This window comes from Pseudomonas sp. HP_12 (assembly GCF_055283955.1).
In genome coordinates this window covers 64,461-82,574 of sequence record NZ_JBTOQG010000011.1, presented here as the reverse complement: position 1 = coordinate 82,574, position 18,114 = coordinate 64,461, and the positions used below count along the sequence as shown (strand labels likewise).

Annotated in this window: 9 protein-coding genes (1 of these 9 cut by a window edge); 1 reads left to right on the top strand and 8 read right to left on the bottom strand. The window is 63.6% G+C overall.

The window, feature by feature from the left end:
• The first annotated feature begins 182 nt into the window (after positions 1-182).
• Complete coding sequence (locus ACYASU_RS09910) at positions 183-1,415, top strand: sugar MFS transporter (protein WP_463582684.1); 1,233 nt, start codon at positions 183-185, stop codon at positions 1,413-1,415.
• A gap of 70 nt (positions 1,416-1,485) precedes the next feature.
• On the opposite strand, the gene fhuF is transcribed toward ACYASU_RS09910, so the two are convergent.
• From fhuF to ACYASU_RS09870, 8 genes are all read right to left on the bottom strand, one after another.
• Positions 1,486-2,199, bottom strand: coding sequence for a siderophore-iron reductase FhuF (fhuF, locus tag ACYASU_RS09905; RefSeq protein WP_463582683.1), 714 nt, complete (start codon positions 2,197-2,199; stop codon positions 1,486-1,488).
• A 42-nt stretch (positions 2,200-2,241) separates the two neighbouring features.
• Complete coding sequence (locus ACYASU_RS09900) at positions 2,242-3,075, bottom strand: formyltransferase family protein (protein WP_463582682.1); 834 nt, start codon at positions 3,073-3,075, stop codon at positions 2,242-2,244.
• A gap of 11 nt (positions 3,076-3,086) precedes the next feature.
• Positions 3,087-4,079, bottom strand: coding sequence for a TauD/TfdA family dioxygenase (locus tag ACYASU_RS09895; RefSeq protein WP_463582681.1), 993 nt, complete (start codon positions 4,077-4,079; stop codon positions 3,087-3,089).
• 34 nt (positions 4,080-4,113) lie between these two features.
• Positions 4,114-4,314 (bottom strand): MbtH family protein, encoded by a 201-nt coding sequence (locus ACYASU_RS09890; protein ID WP_065986085.1) that lies wholly within the window; start codon positions 4,312-4,314, stop codon positions 4,114-4,116.
• A gap of 444 nt (positions 4,315-4,758) precedes the next feature.
• Positions 4,759-4,914 (bottom strand): hypothetical protein, encoded by a 156-nt coding sequence (locus ACYASU_RS09885; RefSeq protein WP_463582680.1) that lies wholly within the window; start codon positions 4,912-4,914, stop codon positions 4,759-4,761.
• Between the two features lie 350 nt (positions 4,915-5,264).
• Entirely contained in the window at positions 5,265-7,463 is a 2,199-nt protein-coding gene (locus ACYASU_RS09880) for a TonB-dependent siderophore receptor (RefSeq protein ID WP_463582679.1), read from the bottom strand.
• 176 nt (positions 7,464-7,639) lie between these two features.
• On the bottom strand, positions 7,640-9,070 hold the full coding sequence (locus tag ACYASU_RS09875; RefSeq protein WP_463582678.1) for a diaminobutyrate--2-oxoglutarate transaminase: 1,431 nt from the start codon (positions 9,068-9,070) through the stop codon (positions 7,640-7,642).
• Positions 9,063-18,114, bottom strand: the 3' portion of a protein-coding gene (locus tag ACYASU_RS09870) for a non-ribosomal peptide synthase/polyketide synthase (RefSeq protein WP_463582677.1). Its footprint extends 7,130 nt past the window's final position; only the last 9,052 of its 16,182 coding nucleotides appear in the window; the start codon falls outside the window, past its right edge — the gene reads right to left on this strand; the stop codon is at positions 9,063-9,065. Before ACYASU_RS09870 ends, ACYASU_RS09875 begins: the two co-directional genes overlap by 8 nt.

Below are 18,114 nucleotides of genomic sequence, written 5' to 3'. Positions count from 1 at the left end.
TTGTGGGAGCGAGCTTGCTCGCGAAGGGGCCGAAACACCCCCTACATCTTTAGCGCCTGAAACGCCGTCTTCGTGAGCAAGCTCACTCCCACAGGTACGAGTGCAAGGCGTCGAACCCTGCACAACCGAACATCCGCTTTGTCACGCTTCACGCTTGAACAACAACAAAAAAGGAGAGCGTTATGTTGACCAAACACAGCAAAGTCCAGACCCCGGTGTACCAACGCGCTGCGCCGTCGGTGCGGGTGGCGTTGATGCTGGTGACCAGCCTGTTTTTCCTCTGGGGCCTGTCGTACGGGCTGCTCGATGTGCTGAACAAGCATTTTCAGGAAACGCTGCACGTCAGCAAGGCCCAGTCCGGGCTGCTGCAGGCCGCCTACTTCGGCGCGTATTTCATCATCGCCCTGCCCGCCGGCTTTCTGATGGACCGCTTCGGCTACAAGGCCGGGATTCTGCTGGGCCTGTGCCTGTACGCCGCCGGCGCGCTGCTGTTCATGCCGGCGGCCAATGCGGCGAGCTTCCCGTTCTTCCTGTTTGCGCTGTTCGTCATCGCCCTGGGGCTGGGTTGTCTGGAGACGGCGGCCAATCCTTACGCCACTGTTCTGGGCGACCCACAAGGCGCAGAACGTCGGCTCAACCTGGCGCAGTCGTTCAACGGCCTCGGCCAGTTCGTCGGACCGCTGTTGGGTGGCGCGCTGTTCTTCGGCGGCAGCAACGCCAGCAGTGACAACAGCTCGCTGCAAACCACCTACGTGGTCATCGCGGTGATCGTTCTACTGGTGGCGGCGCTGTTCGCCCGCACGCCGATGCCGGATCTGCGCGAGCAGGAATCGAGCATCCAGCGCCACGACAACAAGACCCTCTGGCAGCACCGGGAATTCGTCGGCGGCGTGGTCACGCAGTTTTTCTACGTGGCGGCGCAGGTGGGCGTGGGCGCGTTCTTCATCAATTACGTGACCGAACACTGGGCGAGCATGACCAGCCAGAGCGCCGCGTACCTGCTGTCGGTGGCGATGATCTGCTTCATGTGCGGACGTTTCTTCAGCACCTGGCTGATGGGGCGCATCCCGGCGCAGCGGCTGCTGATGGTCTACGCGTGGATCAACGTTGTGCTGTGCGCAGTGGTGGTCAGCGGCGTGGAAAGCGTGTCGGTGGTGGCGCTGGTGGCGGTGTTCTTCTTCATGTCGATCATGTTCCCGACCATCTTCGCCATGGGCGTGAAAAACCTCGGCCCCCACACCAAACGCGGCAGCTCGTTCCTGATCATGGCCATCGTCGGCGGCGCGCTGATGCCGTATTTCATGGGACTGGTGGCGGATCACTTTTCCACCGCGCTGGCGTACCTGCTGCCGCTGGGGTGCTTTGTGGTGGTGGCGTTTTATGGGCGCAGCGGGTTGCGTGGGCGCGAGGCGTGATCTCGCTTTTGCGGCGTGGCGAGTGACGCCTTCCCGGCTGAAGCCGGTCCCACAGTTTGTAGGCGGGCAGTCAGGACAGCGGGCAGTTGGCGCAGTAGTCGAGGCCGTTTACACGGTAACGGATGCAGCACACCCGGCGTTGGCGCTTCAGTTCGTCTTGCCCTTCGACCTTGATGTAGCGCACGGGCTGGTAGAGCGGATTGCGGCGTCCGTCGGGGAGATGTCGGGCGTTGAGCAGGTGGTGACCGTGACTCACATCCGCATGGGGCATGGCATTTGCGAGCACACCCAACAGCCACTCGAAATAGTTGCCGGCGTTGCTCCACAGCACTTTTGGCGAAAGTCGAACATACCGCGCGAGGGCATCAATGAACGGTCTGAGGTGCTGCTCCAGCAAGTCATCGAAACGCTCGAAAGCATCGGCCGGGGTTGGCGTCCAGCGCTGTCCCGAGTGAGGCAGCTTGAACGCGGCAGGCAGGCCATCGTCGTTGAGGATCAGTTGTACTTGATCGAGGTGCAGCGGCAATTGCTGGTCGAGGATCAACGACGCCGCGACCACCGGCGGAATCAGTTTGATGAAGTAATACTTGCTCCAGATCGACGCCAGCCCGCGAGGGTCGCTGTCGGGGTAGGCGCTGGCGAATCGCGTGAGGACATCGTTGAGGTAGTCGCCGGTGAGAAAGGTGCGCATAGGCACGCCGACGCGGGGATCGTCCGGCAGCACGAGCGCGTCGCGGTAATGCTCGAAATCGGCGATGAACAGCGGCGCCAGCGCAGGAATCATGGCCCGATTCGCTGTGCTGGCCACCTGTTCATAGGGATGCGATCAATGAGACCGCTGCCGCGCCAGCACCCACAACCCCTGCTCCAGCGCGGGAAACAGGCTGTTGTTGAAGTTGTTCCAGCGCAGTTCGAGGATGGTGTCGTCCGGCGCGATGGGGGTGTCGAGCACGTCGAACACCACCTCACCGGAATCGATGCCGGTGTCGACGTAATGAAACGACGCGCCGGTCATGTTCACCACCGGCGTGTCGACCATCTCCCGCGTGGTCCAGTCGACCACTTTCTTGCCCCGGGCGCCGTACAGCGCGTCGAGGGTGGCGTAGGCGCCGCGCCGCTCGTAAGGCGATTCCAGACGCGTGATGCCCGGGTGCACGTTGAAGATGCGCCGATGGAAATCAGCCCCTTCGCGCACCAGTTCATCGAGGATCACCAGCAGCCCGTCGAGCACCACGACATCGGCTTGCAGTGCGTGCAGCCGCTCGCCCAGACGTCGCTCGAAATCCGATTTGCCGGCCGGCCGTGCGCTGTCGCCCAGGGGCAAGGTGCGGTAGCTCGACGGCACGTTTTCCAGCAGGTCATCGACCTTGCGCCCCTGCACCGTCAGGCCCGCCGGGTAGAACCAGTGAGCGCCCTGCCCCGGCTTGAAACCGTAGTCCTTGATGCTCTCGCGGTCCCGTGCGGACTCGGGGTTTTCGTCGTAAATGATCGCTTCCAGGGAGTAATGGTCGCCGAGGGCGGTGTCGTTGAGCGCCTTGACCAGGTACTCCAGCGGCGAGGTCATGTAGCGCTGCTCGCCGTGGTAATCGACGTATTGACCGGCCTTGTCCGCCGCGGCGTTACGCAACGACCAGACGTAAACAAGCTTGGTTTTCTGCATGAATATCGGACTCAGGAAAGGGTGTGCAGGGTGTTGCCGCTGACGCCTTCGGCCATGGCGACCACGACTTTTCGTTCGCCGCTGAACGGCTTGCGCGAATGCGCCGTGAGCATGTTGTCGAGCATCAGCACGTCGCCGGTCTGCCACGGGAAGACCACTTCGCATTCGCTCAGCACGCCGCGAATTTCCGCCAGCGCATCGGCCTCCAGCGGGCTGCCGTCGCCGTAGTAGACGTTGCGCGGCAGGCCTTCTTCGCCAACGGTGTCGAGGAGGATTTCCTGCATCTCCTCGTCGAGGTTCGACAGGTGAAACAGGTGCGCCTGATTGAACCAGACCCAATCCTTGGTGCGCGGATGCTGGGCGACGCCTTGCACCAACTGTCGGGTGCGCAGGTCGCCGTCCTCGTTCCAGTCGCACTGGATGCCACGGGGGCGACAGTAGTCTTCGACGTCGCTGTGGCGCTCGGTGTTGAAAACCTGTTGCCAAGTCAGGTCCAGGCCGTTGCCGTAGTTGCGCACGTACATCAGGCGCTTTTCTTCAAAGCGTTTGCGCAGGGCCGGACTGATGCGCTGGAACACCCGGCGACTGTCGGCAATCGGCGTCTCGCCGCCGCTGACGGCGGCTTTGGCGCAGTAGAAAAAGATGCGCATGGGCCATTCGGTGGTGTAGGCCTGTTCGTTGTGCAGCGGGATCGAGCGGTGCGCCGGGTATTCGGTGGAGGTGTAGACGCCTTTGCCATCCACCTGACTGCGCGGGGTCGAGCCGAATTCGTAGTTGAGCAGCGGGTGGCCGAAGGAGGCGGCGAACTGCTGGAAGCCTTCGACGCCTTCGCTGGAGAAGCCGCTGAAAAGGATGGCGCCGTCGCGCTCAAGCGAGTGGTCGACGACGCTGCGCAGGGCCTCGAATTCGGCGGCCAGGGAGACACCGGTCTGGCCGGGCTGGACGCGCAGGGGGAAGCCGGCTTCAAGGCGCAGGCGTTCGGGGGTGAGCATGCGCATGTTCATGGGCGTTACGCTCCTGAGGCTGAAGGGGGTGGGTTCAGGCCATGGCCTTGCGCAGGCTGAGGGGGCGCATGTCGGTCCAGACGCTTTCGATGTGGTTGAGGCAGGTCTGTTTGTCGCCTTCGACGCCGACGCTTTTCCAGCCGTCCGGGATGGCTTTGTAGTCGGGCCAGATGGAGTACTGCTCTTCGTGGTTGATGACGACCCGGAACTGTGTGTTTTCGCTGTCGAAGCTCATGTGTAATCCCTCGTGGTGTTGGAACGGCGCAGGTAAGCGCGCCTTACCTGAAAGACGAACGAGGGGGCGAAGTGGTTAGTCTTTTTTGGTGAAAAATGTAAAAGCGGATCAAGGGCGTCGGCCTAAAGGCCTCGAGTTTCGCCTTCGGCGAGTTACTTGGAAAAGCACCCCAAGTAACCAAGGGTGCTTGCTCCTGGCTGGGCCCCTCGTTCCTCGGGGTTCCTTCACTCCGGTCACGCTCCCTGGGCCCGCCGCCATCCGCCATCCATGGCGGGGGGCGGCTCTCGCGGCATCCATGCCGCTCGGCCCACGGAGCGAGACCTGCGTTCAGCCTGCACCCAAGTCGCGATTGGCGGTGACTGGGCTTTTTGTGTACGAAGATCAAGAGCACAGCAACAGCAACAGCATTCGCGAGCAAGCTCGCTCCCACAGGATGGGGTGCGATCAGCAAAAATTGCTGGCGCTTGGGCTGGCCTCTTCCCGGCTGAAGCCGGTCCCACTGATCAGACCGCGCGCGCCTGTAGGACCGGCTTTAGCCGGGAAGCCGTTGCCGTTGCCGTTGCCGTTGCCGTTGCCGTTGCCGTTGATTTTGATCTTCATACGAAGGAAGTCCAGACGACACCCATCGCGACTTGGGTGCAGGCTGAATGGAGGTCTCGCGGAGTGGGCCGAGCCGCATGGATGCGGCGAGAGCGCCGTCAGGACATGGATGTCCGTTCGGCGCGGGCCCACGGAGCGGGACCGGAGTGAAGGAACCCTGACGAAGGAAGGGCCCAACCAGGAGCAAGCACCCTTGGTTACTTGGGGTGCTTTTCCAAGTAACTCGCCGAAGGCGAAACGTCTGCCCCTAGGCAGACGCTTTTGATCCTGGCGCAATAAGCCGCACCGCGCACCTCGGGGACAGATTAATTTACGATGAAGCGCTGTAAATAAATCGGTCCCCTAACGGATTACCAGCGAAACGCAACGGTCCCGAGCACGGTCCGCTCTTCGCCCCAATAACACCGACCCGCGTTATTGCAGCCGCTCACATACTCCTTGTCGAACAGATTCTTCGCATTCACATCCACCGACCAATGCTTATCGATGTCATACCCCACCAACGCATCCACCAGCGTCACATCACCCGTCTTCAACTTCCCGTACAGCGTCGGCGCGGTATACGCGAACGTATTGTCGAAATAACGCACCCCGCCACCCACACGGAAACCGCTCATCGGACCGTCGAGGAAGCGATACGTCGCCCACGTACTCGCCTGATTACGCGGTATGCCGGTCAACTGATGATCCTCGTACAACGAACCCGGACTGTCCTTCGTCACCCGCGCATCGGTGTAGGTGTACGACGCCGTCAGGCTCAGGTTCTTCGTCACATCGCTGTTGACCTCAAGCTCCACGCCCTTGGACTCGCTCTTGCCGATCTGACGGCTGAACCCGTTGGAACCGGCAATCACGTCATGGGTCTTGGTCAGGTCAAACACCGCCGCGCTGAACGTCGTGTTCCAGCCAGCCGGCTCGTACTTCAGACCCATCTCATACTGCTCGCTGAGAATCGGATCAAGCAACTCGCCGTTCGGTTGCGACGACTGCTGCACCGGCGTGAACGCCGTCGAGTAACTCACGTACGGCGAAATGCCGTTCTCGAACTGGTACATCAAACCCGTCTGCCAGCTGAAACGATGGTCCCAGCCGTCAAGGTCCGATACGCCACTGATGGTGCCGGCGCGGTTGCGATACTGGCTGTTGACGAAGTCCTGACGCCCGCCCAACAGGTAGATCCAGTTGTCGTACTTGCTCTGCAACTGGCCGTAAACGCCGTACATCTGCTGATCCAGCTGCGAGTTCTGAACCGTCGCGAGCATGCGCGGCTTGGCCGACGGGAACACCGGATTAAAGGCGTTGTAGGTACCGCCGTTGCCGGCCGCCCAGTCCTGGTTGTACGAGGTGCGGTCGTAGCTCGCGCCCAGAAGCACGGTGTTGTCCAGCGCGCCTGAGGTGAAGTGGCCTTCGAACTGGTTGTCCAGCGAGTAGGTGATGGACTTGTTGTCGCGATCGTACGCGGTGCTGGTCAGGGTGCTGCCGAAACCGGCGTTGTTCAGGTTGTTCGGCCAGGTCTCGTGACGGTCCAGACGCGATTCCATGAAGCGCGAGTTCTGGCGGAACTGCCAGGTGTCGTTGAGCTGGTGCTTGAACTCGTAACCCAGGGTCCAGGTTTCGCGCTCGAAGTCGTCCCAGTTCGGGTTGCCGTTGAACTGGTCCTTGCCGATCTTGCCGTTGACGTTGTTCAGCAAGGTGCCCGCAGCGGGGTAGCCGAGCAGCAGCTTGGTGCGGTCGCGCTGGTAGGACGACAGCAGGGTCAGCGCGGTGTCTTCGTCGAAGTTGAAGGTCATCGACGGCGCGATGTAAATGCGGTCGTCCGGTACCGAATCGACCTGGGTGTCGGCGTTGCGACCGAGCATGACCACGCGGCCGAGGATGCGGTTGTCGTCGGTCAGCGGGCCGGAGACGTCGAGGGACAGTTGCCGGCGGTTATTGCTGCCGTAGGTGAATTTGGCTTCGCCCTGGGCGGTTTCGGTCGGGCGTTTGCTGACCAGGTTGACCAGCCCGCCCGGCGCGTTTTCGCCGTAGAGGATCGAGCTCGGGCCGCGGAACACTTCGGTGCGTTCCAGGCCATAGGGTTCAGTGGTGGTGTCGTAGCGGTTCCCTTGCAGACGCAGCCCGTCCTTGAGCAAGCCGTAACCGTAGTCGGTGGCGTTGTAGCCGCGAATGGAGAACAGGTCGCCCGCGAGGCCGTCGCCGACGGCAAAGGGTGGGGCGAAGATGCCGGGGACATAACCGAGAATGTCGGTCAGGCTTTGCGAGCCCTGATCCTGAATGCGCTGGCGTGTCACCACTGACACCGAGCGCGGGGTTTCCGACAGCGGTGTGCTGGTCTTGGTGCCGGCCGTGCTGTTTTTAACTTGATAGCCGACGGTTTCCTGCCCTTCAGGCGCTTCACCGCTGACCACCGAATTCTGCAGTTCGATAGTGGCGCCCTGCTCGGCCTTGGCCGGGGCATCCGCCGCCCATGCCGCGCCATGACAGGCGACCGTTGCGACCAGCGCTGCCAAGGCATTGACCTTGAATTGACCCTTGTTATTGCTCGCCATCCGAACTCCCCCTCCCTTTAAAAACACACGGGGCAAAGCCCCAAAATTGACCACCAATGTCAAAAAAGCGTGAAAATGTAACAAAGAACGTTTCTCATTACCATTCTTATCATAAAAAAAGGGCGAAGGGCCATCGCTGGTCCTACGCCCTGTTTCAACGCTGTTACAACAAGGGTTTAACGCTGTTTGACGGCCGCTGAAACGGCGGCGGCAAAGATGTCGGCGATCTGGTCTATCTGCGCGGCGGTGACAATCAGCGGCGGCAGGAAGCGGATGACCGACGAGTGCCGCCCGCCCACTTCGATGATCAGCCCCCGCTGCAAACATTCACGCTGGATGGCCGAGGCCAGCGCGCCGCTGTGGGGGAAGTGGCCGAGGGCGTCGGGGCGGCCATCGAGATCGACCATTTCCACCCCGAGCATCAAGCCCATGCCGCGCACATCGCCCATCTGCGGATAGTCCTTCTGCAGCGAGTGCAGGTGGCCGATCAGACGCTCGCCCATGGCGGCGGCGTGCAGGTCCAGTTGCTGTTCGCGGACGATGCGCAGCGTTGTCGAACCGGCCACCATCGCCAGTTGATTGCCCCGGAAAGTGCCGGCGTGGGAGCCCGGTTTCCACACGTCCAGGGACTTGTTGTAGACCACCACCGCCATGGGCTGGCTGCCGCCGATGGCTTTGGACAGCACCAGCACGTCCGGCACGATGCCCGCGTGTTCGAAGGCAAACGGCTTGCCGGTGCGGCCGACGCCACACTGGATTTCGTCGAGAATCAGCGGCACGCCGGCGTCGCGGGTGATGCGGCGGATTTCCCGCAGCCAGTTCGCCGAGGTCGGCACCACGCCGCCCTCCCCCTGCAGGGTTTCCAGAATCATCCCGGCCGGCGGCAACACGCCGCTTTCCGGGTCGGTCAGCTGGTTCTCGATGTAGTGCAGGCCGATGCGCTCGCCGGCCTCGCCACCGACGCCAAACGGGCAACGGTAGTCGTAGGGAAACGGCAGGAACTGCGCGCCGCCGGCCATGCCGTCCAGATAGCTCTTCGGCCCGAGATTGCCCATCAGCGCCAGCGCGCCTTGGGTCATGCCGTGATAGGCGCCGTGGTAGGCCATCAGGTTGCTGCGGCCGGTGGCGGTGCGCACTAGTTTCAGCGCCGCTTCCACCGCATCGGTTCCGGCCGGGCCGCAGAACTGAATGCGCGCGTCCTTGGCGAATTCCTTCGGCAGCAACGCGAACAGCTCGTTGATGAAATCGTCCTTGGCTTCGGTCATCAGGTCCAGGGTGTGCAGCGGACGCTGGCCGTCGAGGGTGGCGCGCATGGCCTGGATCACCTCGGGGTGGTTGTGCCCCAGCGCCAGGGTGCCGGCGCCGGCCAGGCAATCGATGAACCAGCGCCCTTCGCTGTCCTGCACGTGAATGCCCTGGGCGCGCTTGAGTTCCAAGGGGATGCGCCGCGGGTAGCTGCGCGCATTGGATTCCACGGCGGCCTGCCGCTCCAGTCGCGGGGTCGGCGCAAAGCGGTAGTCGGCGTTGGCGACGGCGGCGTCCGGGCTGCTCGACAGCGCCTCGCTGTGGCGGGCGGCAATCGGCGTCACGTTGTGTTGGCTATGCATGTTCGTGCTCCTGGAAATCGTGGGAATGGGGGCGTTCGTTGACCTGCGCGAGGGCCTCGGCAAGTTGAGTGATGAACAGCTGATCACGGACGATCGAAAGGTGGTCGGCGTCGATCCAGGCCGAAACCTGCAAGCGAACACCCATGCCCTGCTCCAGAAGAGCCGGTGCGTTATCGTTATTTTCCGGCGAGCGCTCGGCCCACCAGGCGTAGACCGGCACGCTGAGGGCGTGGATCTGGCGGCATTGATTGGCCAACTGGCGCATGTGCCGCTCGACGCCGAGCAGCTGTTGCCAGTGCGCGTCGGCTTCCAGACCCTCGTCATCGGCGTCGAGAACCGGGGTTTCCGGCACGGCAGGACGCGGCTGACCGGCGCCCGGCACGTAACCGTCGATCAGGCCGACGAACTCGACGCGCTTGCCGAGTCGGGTCAGCAGCCGCGCCATTTCCAGCACCATCGTCCCGCCCATGGACCAGCCGATCAGCCGGTAGGGGCCGGACGGCTGCTGTTCGAGCAGGGCCTTGACGTAGTCGCGGGCCATTTGCTCGATGGAACTGTCGCGCCACTGGCCGTCCAGCACCTGGCGGTTCTGAATGCCCCACACGTCCCACTGCGCGGACAAACGCCGGGCCAGCGCGTAGTAGCCGACCACCGTGCCGCTGACCGGGTGCACACAGAACACCGGAGGCTTGTCGCTGGCGCCGCTGCTCAGACGAATCAACGGATTTGGCGCACCGTCGCGGCTGACGACCACGCTTTGCGGCGCGGCAGGTGTTGATGAAGGCAGGCTCTCCAGCAACGCCACCAACCCGTCGCGATAGGCCGTTTGCAGGCGTTCAATGGTCTGACGCTGATAGCGCTGACCGCTGAAACGGAAGGTCAGCCCCAGTTGCCCGGCGAACACCTGACCATTGATTTCCAGCTCGCGATTGAGCGGCGTGGACGGGTCGACCAGCGCGCCGGCCGACACCTTCGACGGCGAGAAGCGGCCATCGCCCAGGTCCTGATCGAACTGGCCGAGGTAGTTGAACACCACCTTGGGTTCCGGCAGCGCGGCCAGTGACTGCCGCGCCGAATCGTCGCCCAGATAGCGCAGCAGACCGAAGCCGACGCCTTTGTCCGGCAAGCCCCGCAGGCTGTCGCGCACGCCAATGAGGGTCTGGCGGATGTCGTCAGCAGCACGCACCCGCAGCGGGAACAGACTGGTGAACCAACCCACCGTGCGCCCGACGTCCAGGCCATCGGCCAAGGCTTCTCGGCCATGGCCTTCCAGCGCAATGAGGGTGTCGGACTGGCCAGTCCAGCCCTTCAGCGCGTCGGCGAGCACCGCCAGCAGGATTTCATCGGTGCGCGCTGCCAGTGCCGCCGGGGCTTCGCGCAGCAAGCGACGGGTCAGACCCGCGTCCAGCAGCAGTTCGCACTGCACAAGGTCCTGTTGCGTGGCGCGGCCTTCAGGGTGGTCCACCGGCCAGACCGGCTCGGCGGTGCCGACCTGTTTCAGCCACTGGCCCACTTCGTTTTGACGCTCAGGTGCCTGCGCCGCATGAAGCAGATGCTTCGCCCAACGTTGGAAGCTGCTGGATTTCGGCCCGAGATCGACCGCGCTGCCCGAAGCGATCTGCGCGTAAGCCCGCGCCAGATCTTCGAGCAACACCCGCCACGACACGCCATCGACCACCAGGTGATGGGCGACCAGCAACAGCTTTTGCCCTTCCGGCATCTGCGCCAGCACCACGCGCAGCAGCGGACCCTCATGCAGATTGAGGCTGCGCTGGGCCTGTTCGCACAGCGCGGTCATGGCCTGGTCATCCGCCACGCTACGCAGCCAAAGGCTGTCGGCGGCCGGTGTTGCTCGGTACTGCTGCTGCCAGCGCCCGTCGGCGTGCTGGTGGAAACTCAGGTTCAGGCCGTCGTGATGACCCAGCAGCGCGGCCAGCGCCTGGCTCAACAGCGGCGCTTCCAGTGGGCGCTGCACGTCCAGCAACAACGCCTGGTTGAAGTGCGCGCGGTTGGCCATCGGTTGCTCGAAGAAGTGCGCCTGAATCGGCGTCAACGGCAGCTCACCCTTCGGCGCGTCTTCGATCAACAGCGCTGCGCTGGCCTCGATGACCGTGAGGCGCAGGGCCAGATCCTTGAGCCGGGGATGGCTGAACACGTCCTTCGGCAGCAGCTTGAAACCGACCTGACGCAGACGAGTGATGACCGCCAGCGACTGGATCGAATCGCCGCCCAGCTCGAAGAAGCTGTCCTGACGGCTGATGTTCTCGACGCCCAGCAACTGCTGCCAGACCCGCGCCAGCTCGACTTCGCGCTCACCTTCCGGCGCTTCGAAGGCCTGACTGCCGACCTGCGGATCAGGCAGCGCGTTGCGGTCCAGCTTGCCGTTGGGCAACTGCGGCAAGCGCGCCATGACCACGATGTGCGCCGGCACCATGTATTCCGGCAGGGTGTTTTTCAGCTGATCCTTCAGGCTGTCTTCAGACAAGTCGTTGCCGCCGACGTAGCCCAGCAACTGCTTGCCGTTGCCTTTGTCGCGCACGATCACCAGCGCCTCACGCACACCGTCGCAGGCCTTGAGTGCCGCTTCGATTTCACCGGCTTCGATGCGGAAGCCGCGAATCTTGATCTGGTGGTCGATACGGCCGAGGTATTCCAGCAGCCCTTCGCTGTTCAGCCGCACGCGGTCGCCGCTGCGGTAGATGCGTTCACCGGCGCGGAACGGGTGCGGCAGGAAGCGTTCAGCCGTTGCGCCCGGACGGTCCAGATAACCACGCGCCACGGCGCCACCCAGATAGAGTTCGCCGGCAATCCCTTGGGGCAGCGGATTGAGGTCTGCGTCCATCACGTAACCCTGACGATCCCCCACCAGATCACCGATCGGCGCGTAGGCCGTAGTGAAGTCGGCGGTCTCGGCGGAGGCCAGCCATAAGGTAGGCGTCACTACCGTTTCGGTCGGGCCGTAGCCGTTGATGATCCACAGCGGCTGCAAATTGCGGATCACGTCATGGAGCATTTCCCGGCTGAAGGCTTCCCCGGCAAAGCAGTAAGTCTTCACGCCAGGACCCTTGCCCTGCACCCCGGCCCAGTCGGACAGCTGACGCAGGTAGCTCGGCGGGAACGAGGCCACGGTGATGCCTTCGCGAATCAGGGTGTCGTAGGTCTGCTCGACGCTCCACAGTTCCTGATCGCGCAACACCACGCGGGCGCCGTAACACAGCGGCATCATCCAGCCTTCGTGGGCGCCGTCGAAGCTGATCGACAGGAAGTGGAACTTGCGGTCCTCCGGCGTGAAGCGGTAACGCTCGCCGATGGTCTGGATGTGCATGGAGATATCGGCGTGGGCGATGGCCGCACCCTTTGGCTTGCCGGTGGAGCCCGAGGTGTAAATCAGATAGGCCAGTTGTTGCGGGTGAATCACCACATCCGGTGCCGTTTCCGGTTCGGACGAGCAATCGAGCTGATCGATGTTCAGCAACGGCACATCGCCGACCGGCACACGGTCCAGCGCGGCATCGTGGCTGATCAACAGCTTCACGCCGCCGTCTTCGAGCATGTAGCGCAGGCGTTCGGTCGGGTAATCCGGGTCGAGCGGGATATACGCCCCACCCGCCTTGAGTACGGCATAAAACGCCAGCCACAGATCAATCCCGCGCTCCATGGCAATCGCCACGCGCACTTCGGTGCCGATGCCCCGGGCCCGCAAGGCATGGGCCAGTTGGTTGGCGCGACGATCGAACTCGGCAAAGGTCAGGCGCTGTTCGCCATGGACCAGCGCAATGGCGTCGGGCCGAATACGCGCATGGTCGGCGATCAGCTCATGGATCGGGCGATCGACGTAAGGCGAGAACGGCGGCGTGTTCCATTGATCCAGCGCGGCCAGGTCGGTCTCGCCGAGCAACGGCAGGTCGCCGATGGCGGCATGGGGTTGCGCGCCGATCGCCCGCAGCAACGTGACCAGTTGCTCGAACAGACGCGCCACGGTCGAGGCGTCGAACAGGTCGGTGGCGTAATCGAGGTAGCCGCTGATGTGGCCATCGCGGTGCTCGAAGGTGCCGAGGACCAGATCGAACTGCGCACCCTTGATGTCCCACTGGCGGGCCTCGCAGCTCAAATCATCGAACTGCAGCAGCGACAGATCCGGCTGTTGCTGGTGGTTGTAGCTGACCTGGAACAGCGGGTTGACGCTCAGGCTGCGCGCCGGTTGCAGCGCTTCCACCAGTTGCTCGAACGGCAGGTCCTGATGGGCGTGGGCGCCGAGCAGGTTGTCCTTGACCTGGGCCAGCAGCGCGGTGAACGGCTGGTCGCCGCTGACCTGGGCGCGCAGCACCAGGGTGTTGACGAAGAAGCCGATCAGGCCCTGGGTCTGCACCTCGGCACGCCCCGCCACCGGCACGCCGATGCGCAGATCGCGCTGGCCGCTGAGGCGATAAAGCAGCGTGTCGAACGAGGCCAGGAACAGCATGAACAGCGTGGCGTCGTGGGCTTTCGCGGTATGGCGCAGTGTGTCGGCCAGGTCTTGCGGCAGCACGAAGGCATGGCGCCCGCCTTTGCCGTCGCGCTCGGCGGGACGCGAACGGTCCGCCGGCAGTTCCAGCACCGGCTGTTCGTCACCCAAGGCTTCACGCCACCAGTTCAACTGACGCTCGCGCTCGGCACCGCTCAGGTGCTCGCGCTGCCAACTGGCGTAGTCGGCGTAGTGGACGCTCAGCTCAGCCAGTTGGGCGTCGCTGCCCTGGGCGAACCGGCGATACAGCGCGGCGAAGTCTTCGAGCATGACCTGCACCGACCAGCCGTCGGAGATGATGTGGTGCATGCACAGCAGCAGGCGCCATTGATCGTCCGCCACCCGCGCCAGGGCCACCCGCCACGGCGCGCGCTCGGCGTCGAGGTCGAACGGCTGATTCATGAAACTCTGTGCCAGCGCGTCGAATGCAGCTTCCAGCGTATCGCTGTCGCGCAGGTCATGGCGGGCGACGTGCACGCTGCTGATCGGCAGAATCCGCTGCTGCGGCACCGCCTCCCCGTTTTGCATCGGCGACGGGCGGAAGCAGGTGCGCAAGGTTTCGTGACGGGCTGCCAGGGCGTCGAAGGTCTGCTGCAGGGCAGCGAGCTTCAGCGCGCCGCTGAGGTTGAGCACGCACGGCAGGTTGTACGCAACACTGTCGGGCTCCAGTTGCGCAAGGAACCACAGGCGTTGCTGGGCGAAGGACTGCGGGGCGAACTCGCGGTCAGTGCGCGGCTGCAGAACCGGCATCGCCGTGGCGACCGCCTGGGTGTTCAGGTAATGGGCCAGATCGGCGAGGACCGGCGACTCGAACAGCGCACGCAGGGGCAGTTCTAGCTTCAGGTCGCGGCGGATCTGCGCCACCAGTTGAATGCCCAGCAGCGAGTGACCGCCGAGGGCGAAGAAGTTGTCCTGACGCCCGACCTGGGCGACGCCGAGCAGCTCTTGCCACAGTGCGGCCAGTTGGGTTTCGACGCCGGCCAGTGGCGCTTCGAAGCTGCGCTGTTGAATCTGTGGGTCGGGCAGCGCCTTGCGGTCGAGCTTGCCGTTGGCCGACAGCGGCAGAGTGTCCAGCGTGACGAAGTGGACCGGGACCATGTAGTCCGGCAGGCGCTGTTTCAGCTGGGTGCGCAGGTGTTCTTCGTCGAAATCGTCGGCAACCAGATAGCCCACCAGCTGCATGCCGGTGGCGAGTTCACGGGCAACAACCACCGCTTCGCTGACCGCCGGGTAATCCAGCAGCGCCGCTTCGATCTCGCCGATTTCAACCCGCAAACCGCGCAGTTTGATCTGGTGATCGAGACGGCCAAGGTATTCCACCACGCCGTCGGCACGCCAACGGGCCAGGTCACCGGTGCGATACAGCCGCTCGCCGGTACCGAATGGGCTGGCAACGAAACGCTCGGCGGTCAGGCCGGGACGCAAGTGGTAACCGCGAGCGAGGCCGTCGCCGCCGATGTACAGCTCGCCCGGTACGCCGATGGGTTGCGGATTGAGGCGGCTGTCGAGGATGTGGATCTGAAGATTGTTTATCGGGCGACCGATGGGCACGGAAGCACCCGGCTCGTCGCGGCAGGTCCAGTGGGTGACGTCGATGGCCGCTTCGGTCGGGCCGTACAGATTGAACAGGCCAGCGTTTGGCAGGCGCTGCAGGGTTTCCCGCGCCAGATCGGCAGGCAGCGCTTCGCCGCTGCACACGATACGTTTCAGGGAAGCGCAGCCGCTCAGATCGTCCTGGGCCATGAAGGCACCGAGCATCGACGGGACGAAGTGCAGCGTGGTGATCTGCTGTTGTTCGATCAGCGTCTTCAACACCAGCGGATCGCGATGATCCCCCGGCTGAGCGACCACCAGACGCGCACCGACCATCAACGGCCAGAAGAACTCCCACACCGACACGTCGAAACTGAACGGTGTTTTTTGCAATACCGCGTCCGAGGCATCGAGGGCATAGGCCTCTTGCATCCAGGCCAAACGGTTGAACAGCGCCGCGTGAGTGTTGCCCGCGCCTTTCGGTTTGCCGGTCGAGCCCGAGGTGTAAATCATGTAGGCCAGTTGTTCGGGGTGCAGCTCTACAGCAGGCGCGGTGAAGGGATAAGACGCCAGCGCCAGATGATCCAGATTTACGACACGAAGGCCTTCCACAACCGGCAGATCATCAATCACCGCATCGTGACTCAGCAGCAAGCCGATCCCTGCGTCTTCGAGCATGTAGCGCAGACGATCCGCCGGGTACTCGGGATCCAGCGGCACGTACGCGCCGCCCACCTTCAACACCGAATACAGCGCAACCACCATCTCCACGGAACGCAACGCCGCGACGCCCACCAGCGACTCCCGGCCGACGCCCTGCTCACGAAGATAATTGGCCAGTTGATTCGCCCGCTTATCCAGCTCGCGATAACTCAACACCGCATCGCCAAAGCGCACAGCCTCCCGCTCCGGATGCAATTGAGCCAGACGCTCAAAATGCTGATGCACAAACGGCTCCGAGTCCCAATCACGCGCCGTGTCATTGACCAGCGCCAACTGCGCGCGGTCTTCAGCATCCAGCAACTCGAAGTCGCCAATTGCCGCGTCCGGCTGCTCGATCAACTCGATAAACAGCTGCTCAAAGCGGGCATGCAAGCGCTCGATGCTGCCGTGATCAAACAGGTCCGTGGCGTAGTTCCACGACCCACCCAGCCCGCCGTCGGCGTCCTCAAAGGTGTTCAGCGCCAGGTCGAACTGGCTGCTGCCGTCGTCCAGCGGCAGCACCTCGGCGCGCAGACCAGGCAGGCCGGCGAGTGATTCAAAATTCTGCTGCTGATGGTCGTAGGCCACCTGGAACAACGGGTTGTGGCTCAGACTGCGCGCAGGTTGCAGCGCCTCGACCAGTTGCTCGAACGGCAGGTCCTGATGGGCCTGGGCACCGAGGGTCCGCGTCTTGGCCTGCTCCAGCACCTGACGATAGGTCAGCTCGGCAGACACCTCGGCGCGCAGCACCTGGGTGCTGACGAAAAAGCCGATCAGCCCTTCGACTTCCAGCCGCGAACGGCCGGCAATCGGCACGCCAATGCGCAGGTCGTTCTGGCCGCTCAGGCGGTGCAGCAACACTTGATAGGCCGACAGGATCGCCATGAACGGCGTGATGCCCTGTTGTCTGGCGAACTCGCGCAGGCGCTGACTGAACGCGATATCGAAGGCGAACAGCACGCGATCACCGCGATAGCTTTGCTGGGGCGGACGCGGCCGGTCGGTCGGCAGTTCCAGCACCGGATGCTCGTCACCCAGTTGCTCGCGCCAGTAGTTCAACTGCCGCTCGCCCTCGCCCGCCGCCAGCCATTCGCGCTGCCAGGCGGCAAAGTCGGCGTATTGCACCGGCAATGGCGCGAGTTGCGGCGCGCGGTTTTCCACGGCCGCGCGGTACAGCTCGCAGAATTCCTGCAGCAGCACGCGCACCGACCAACCGTCCGAGATCATGTGGTGCAGGCACAGCAGCAGACGCTGTTCGTCGGCCGCGACCCGCACCAGCGCCAGTCGCCAGACGGGGCTGCGCGACAGGTCGAAGGGACGCTTGACGAAGTCTTGAGCCAGGGCGTTGAAGGCGGTTTCGATATCCCCTTCATGGCTGATATCCAGCCGCTCGATCTCCACCCTTGAAGCAGGCTCGATCTGCTGCATCGGCACACCCTCGACCGCCAGGAACCGCGTGCGCAGCACCTCATGGCGCGCGGTGAGGCCGTCGAATGCCGCCTGCAATGCGGCCTCGTTCAGCTCGCCGCACAAGCGCACGGCGCCCGGCAGGTTGTAGGCATGGCCGCCGGGTTGCAGCTGATCGAGGAACCACAACCGCTGCTGGGAAAAGGACTGCACGGCCCGGTCTTGCGAACGTGGGGTCAGCTCAAGCTGGGGGGTCTCGGTTTGGGCCAAGCCCGCAATGCGCTGGGCGAAATCACTGAGCCGCGGCGCGTCGAACAGCGCGCGCAACGGCACGCTCAGTTGATGCTCATGGCGCAGCCGGGAAATCAGCTGCATCGCCAGCAGCGAGTGGCCGCCGAGTTCGAAGAAGTGATCATTGCGACCCACGGCGTCGATGCCCAGCAAAGGCTGCCACAGCGCGGCGAGTTGCTGTTCAAGGCGCGTTTGCGGCGCCTGATAGTCGCTGGAGATCACTTGCGGATCGGGCAGCGCGTTGCGGTCGAGCTTGCCGTTGGGCAACTGCGGCAGACGTTCCATGACCACGATGTGCGCAGGCACCATGTATTCCGGCAGGGTGTTTTTCAACTGTTGCTTGAGGCTGTCCTCGGCCAGACCGTTGCCGCCGACATAACCGAGCAAGACTTTTCCGTTCGCGCTGTCGCGGACAACGACCAAGGCCTCGCGAACGCCCTTGCAGGTTTTCAGCGCGGCTTCGATCTCACCGGCCTCGATGCGGAAGCCACGGATCTTGATCTGATGGTCGATACGGCCCAGATACTCCAGCAGCCCTTCACTGTTCAGACGCACGCGGTCGCCACTGCGATAGAGGCGCTCACCGGCCTTGAAAGGATGCGGCAGG

Bases quoted from the DNA above. Each gene is read 5' to 3' on its own strand.
- ACYASU_RS09880 (WP_463582679.1), bottom strand. From the start codon at position 7,463: ATGGCGAGCAATAACAAGGGTCAATTCAAGGTCAATGCCTTGGCAGCG.
- ACYASU_RS09900 (WP_463582682.1), bottom strand. From the start codon at position 3,075: ATGCAGAAAACCAAGCTTGTTTACGTCTGGTCGTTGCGTAACGCCGCG.
- ACYASU_RS09910 (WP_463582684.1), top strand. From the start codon at position 183: ATGTTGACCAAACACAGCAAAGTCCAGACCCCGGTGTACCAACGCGCT.
- ACYASU_RS09885 (WP_463582680.1), bottom strand. From the start codon at position 4,914: ATGAAGATCAAAATCAACGGCAACGGCAACGGCAACGGCAACGGCAAC.
- ACYASU_RS09875 (WP_463582678.1), bottom strand. From the start codon at position 9,070: ATGCATAGCCAACACAACGTGACGCCGATTGCCGCCCGCCACAGCGAG.
- ACYASU_RS09890 (WP_065986085.1), bottom strand. From the start codon at position 4,314: ATGAGCTTCGACAGCGAAAACACACAGTTCCGGGTCGTCATCAACCAC.
- ACYASU_RS09895 (WP_463582681.1), bottom strand. From the start codon at position 4,079: ATGAACATGCGCATGCTCACCCCCGAACGCCTGCGCCTTGAAGCCGGC.
- fhuF (WP_463582683.1), bottom strand. From the start codon at position 2,199: ATGATTCCTGCGCTGGCGCCGCTGTTCATCGCCGATTTCGAGCATTAC.